This window comes from Roseofilum halophilum BLCC-M91, from assembly GCF_030068445.1.
Taxonomy (GTDB): domain Bacteria; phylum Cyanobacteriota; class Cyanobacteriia; order Cyanobacteriales; family Desertifilaceae; genus Roseofilum; species Roseofilum halophilum.
Window position 1 is genome coordinate 1 of record NZ_JAQPOK010000169.1, and the last position, 4338, is coordinate 4338.

Here is a 4338-nt window from a genome sequence, read left to right on the forward strand (position 1 = left end):
GCAGTAGTGCCGTGACAACCCTAAAATGGTGGGTTACGGCGGATTGATAGATTGCTGTCAGAGTCTAGGTTTTAGCCGCCTAACCCACCCTACGCTAATGCACTATTTTAGCTGTGTCACGGCAGTAGGGTGCGTTAGCGACAGCGTAACGCACCTGCTCCCCAAAGAGTTGTAGTGCCGTGACAACCCTAAAATGGTGGGTTACGGCGGATTGAGAGATTGCTATCACAGTCTAGGTTTTAGCCGCCTAACCCACCCTACGCTAATGCTGCCTACTACTCCCCTTCTCCCGTGGGAGAAGGGGCTGGGGGGGTGGGGTACAAGGTTTGCCCTCTCCCTAAATCCCTCTCCCAAGGGAGAGGGACTTTTCTCCCCTTCTCCCGTGGGAGAAGGGGCTGGGGGAAGAGGGCACAACCGTGGGATTTGTAGGGTGGGCAGTGCCCACCTACCCGATCTCACTACATTGCGATCCCCCCAACCCCCCTTTTTAAGAGGGATTTAGGGGGATCTTCAAGGCTCAGAACAAGACAAAAATATAGGAGGTGAAATATGGTTACTGCGATCGCAAAAAAGAGCGCAATTGAAGAGTATCTAGAACAAGAAAATCGGAATATTGACAAAAGCGAGTTTATTCAAGGAGAGATCGTTAAAATGGCGGGTGCATCAGCGAATCATAATATTCTGACAGGCAAACTTCATGCTCTCTTGCTGTTTGCCTTAGAAGATCGGGGTTATTCTGTATTTATGAGCGATATGCGCCTGTGGTTGCCTGTATTCGAGAGTTATCTTTATCCCGATGTCATGGCGATCGCGGAAGAGCCAATTTTTACCGACAGCAAACAGATCGCACTCACCAATCCTTGTTTCATTGCCGAAGTCTTATCCACCTCTACAGAAGGGTTTAATAAAAGCCAGAAATTTACCCTCTATCGCTCCATTCCCCAACGATCGCCCCGATGCAGAAAAAGAAAGTAACGAAATTAACCCCGATGTCTTGGGCTATATTTTCGAGAAGTATATCAATCAAAAGCAGTTTGGAGCCTATTACACCCGTCCGCAAATCACCGAATACTTATGCGATCGCACAATAAACAAGTTAATTTTAGACCGGGTTAACCGTCACGCTAACCAAGAATTTACGGACATCAAACAGCTATTAGGGAGCTTAAACGACTCCCTCTGTCACCTGCTGTTAGAGGACATTTTACCCGAATTATCCTTACTCGATCCCGCTTGTGGCTCTGGGGCATTTTTAGTGGCAGCAATGAAGACGTTAATCCCCATTTACCAGCAGATTATACATCGCGTAGCTCAGTCCAGCGATGAGCGGTTAAGCGCTTGGTTACAGCAGATTCAACAGAGCCATAACTCCCTAGAATATTATATCAAAAAGCGGATTATTACCGATAATCTCTATGGGGTAGATATCATGGAGGAAGCGACAGAAATTGCTAAGTTGCGCTTATTTTTGGCTCTGGTTGCTTCCGTGGATCGGGTGGAAGATCTCGAACCTTTGCCCAATGTGGATTTTAACATTATGGCGGGGAATTCTCTGATTGGTTTGATTCGGGTGGATGGAGATGCCTTTAATCGTTTGCATTCTTCCAGTTCTGCAATTCAAGGCGATCTTTTAGCGCCTCTGGCAGCTTCCGAATATCAAAAGATTCTGGCGGAGAAAAACAAGAGTATTGAACTGTACAAAAAACATGCTTTTTTATCCGACGAGCAACGCCATCCGGAGGAGCGATCTAAGGATCAAAGTATTTTGGCGCTCAGAGATCATATTGATGGCATGAATCGGGAGTCTCAGGTTAAGCTGAATCAGATTTTGTTAGATGAGTTTAGTACCAAGTTGGGGATAAAATATGAACAAGCGCAACTGCAAGGGAAACCCAAGAAGCGGCTATTGAATCGTGGCGATATGGATGCCCTGGAGCCATTCCATTGGGGCTATCATTTTGATAAAGTGTTTGCACGGGGTGGGTTTGATGCCATTATTGCTAATCCCCCTTGGGAGATTTTTAAGCCTCAAGCGAAAGAGTTTTTTGCTCGCTACAGCGATTTGGTGACGAAAAACAAGATGGATATCAAAACCTTTGAGAAGGAGCAGAAAAAACTGTTACAAAATCCGGAAGTTGCCGCAGCTTGGTGCGAGTATAAAAGTCAGTTTCCCCATGTGAGTTTGTATTATCGTTCGGCGGAAAAGTATCAGAATCAAATTTCGGTGGTGAATGGACGCAAGCAGGGAACAGATATTAATCTGTATAAGTTATTCCTAGAGCGATGTTTTCATTTATTGCGCTCAGGGGGAGAATGCGGAATTGTGATTCCGAGCGGCATTTATACGGATTTGGGTACGAAACAATTGCGAGAATTGTTATTTTCCCAAACTCAGGTAACGGGGTTGTTTTGTTTTGAGAATCGCAAAGCAATTTTTGAAGGGGTTGATAGTCGTTTTAAGTTTGTGGTGTTGAGCTTTGAGAAAGGGGGAAAAACTGAATCCTTCCCGACTCGGTTTATGCGTCATGAGGTGGGGGAGTTGCTAGATTTTCCGGGATCGGATGATATTTATTTAGATGTGGATCTGATTCGTCGGTTATCCCCGGATTCTCTGTCGGTGATGGAGTTTAAGAGCGAGATGGATGTGCAAATTGCCCAGAAGATGACGCGCTTTCCGTTGTTGGGGGAAACTGTTGCAGGCAAATGGAATTTAAAGCTTACTCGTGAATTTGACATGACGAATGATAGCCATTTGTTCAAAACGGAGCCAGGGGAAGGGCGATTACCGCTCTATGAAGGTAAGATGATTCATCAGTTTACCCATCTTTGGGGTGAACCTAAGTATTGGCTTGATGAACAAGAAGCTAAAGATGCTTTATTGTCAAAAAGATTAAAATCGATTCAAAAAGAGTGTAGAAAATGCGATTTAGAGGAACCTAGAATTGAAGATATTTTACTAGATTACAATTCTTATAGAATTGCTTTTAGAGATGTGGCTGCAAGCACCAATGAACGAACAGCAATTTCTACTATTTTAACCCCTAATGTTTTTTGTCCACATACAATGTCATTAGAGCAGGTTTATACTTGTCAATTTCTAGGAAATGAGTTTAACTTCAACACTTCCAGCTTGAATAATAAATATCGTCTCTTTATCTGTACATTGATGAATTCTTTTATTTTTGATTGTTGGATACGTCGTAGCATAACGGCTCATGTTTCGTTTTTCTTTGTATACAATACTCCTGTACCACGGCTACAAGAAGGAGATCGCTGGTTCCATCCAATTGTCGATCGCGCCGCCAAACTGATCTGCACCACCCCCGAATTTGACGACTTAGCCGCAGAAGTGGGCTTAGGTTCCCACCACCACGGGGTTACCGATGAAACCGAACGCAGCCAACTGAGGGCAGAACTCGACGGCATCATTGCCCATTTATACAATCTCACCGCCACCGAATTTGCCCATATTTTAACCACCTTCCCCATCGTCCCCGACGCAGTTAAACAAGCTGCCCTCAATGCCTATCGGGATCTCGATTAATATAGTCAATTTCTGGAGGAAGAGGGAACACCGCTATAGATTAAAAATATCCTGTGCTGATAAGTTGAACTGAGGAAAAGTCGGAGAAACAATGGCAGTATTGTCTGTAAAACTCGTCATTTGATATTCATCATCAACTAAATCACAAACAAAAAATGTCGGTTGCTTGGGGTCGCCGATCAACTTTCTCGGCCCCAATGCAGCATAATCGATAATCCAATATTCTTGGATACCCATTTCTTCATAATCTCGAAACTTATTATAGTAATCGTCGCGCCAATTCGTGGCAACCACCTCGACAATTAATTGGACTGATTCAGGATTCTGAACAATAGATTCGCTTTCCCACCGAGATTCCATACCGATCAGTTCTTGGTTCAAAATGATAATATCCGGTTCATATCCTGATTGTTTCCGTTTAGGTTTGACAATTGACTCTCTAGGAATCGTCCAAATTCCTCCTTTTCCCATCTGCCGAATCACAATCAAGAGTTGCTCCATCAGGGAACCGGCTAGATGGGAATGTTTCCCCCTTGGCTTGGGCATTTCGATAATGACTCCATCATGCAGTTCGTATCGGACTTCTGAGTTTTCCGGATACCAGTTTATAAATTCATCAAAATTGTATAATTCGGGTTTGGCTTTGGCTTGAGTCATCAGAAAAATTGGGTCTGAAACCCCGCCCTTCCAGGGCGGCTTTACTAACCATAGGCTACCACAATTACATCTTAGGTGCTACAATGTGAGAACTCCTTTGAATCCCACATGGAAAGAGCATTTAACTACCGATTTTA

General features: G+C 44.0%; 2 protein-coding genes and 1 pseudogene. 2 read left to right on the forward strand and 1 reads right to left on the reverse strand.

The features are described 5' to 3' along the window. Positions 1–549: 549 nt before the first annotated feature. Both PJF56_RS21920 and PJF56_RS21925 read left to right on the forward strand, forming a co-directional pair. A complete protein-coding gene (locus tag PJF56_RS21920; RefSeq protein WP_283764856.1) occupies positions 550–975 on the forward strand; it encodes a Uma2 family endonuclease in 426 nt (141 codons plus the stop codon). After that, positions 974–3544: pseudogene (locus PJF56_RS21925) on the forward strand (Eco57I restriction-modification methylase domain-containing protein); the annotation flags it as partial. The gene PJF56_RS21920 and the pseudogene PJF56_RS21925, both read left to right, overlap by 2 nt. 33 nt (positions 3545–3577) lie before the next feature. Here PJF56_RS21925 and PJF56_RS21930 read toward each other — a convergent pair. Next, on the reverse strand, positions 3578–4201 hold the full coding sequence (locus PJF56_RS21930; protein WP_283764858.1) for a Uma2 family endonuclease: 624 nt from the start codon (positions 4199–4201) through the stop codon (positions 3578–3580). Positions 4202–4338: the final 137 nt, after the last annotated feature.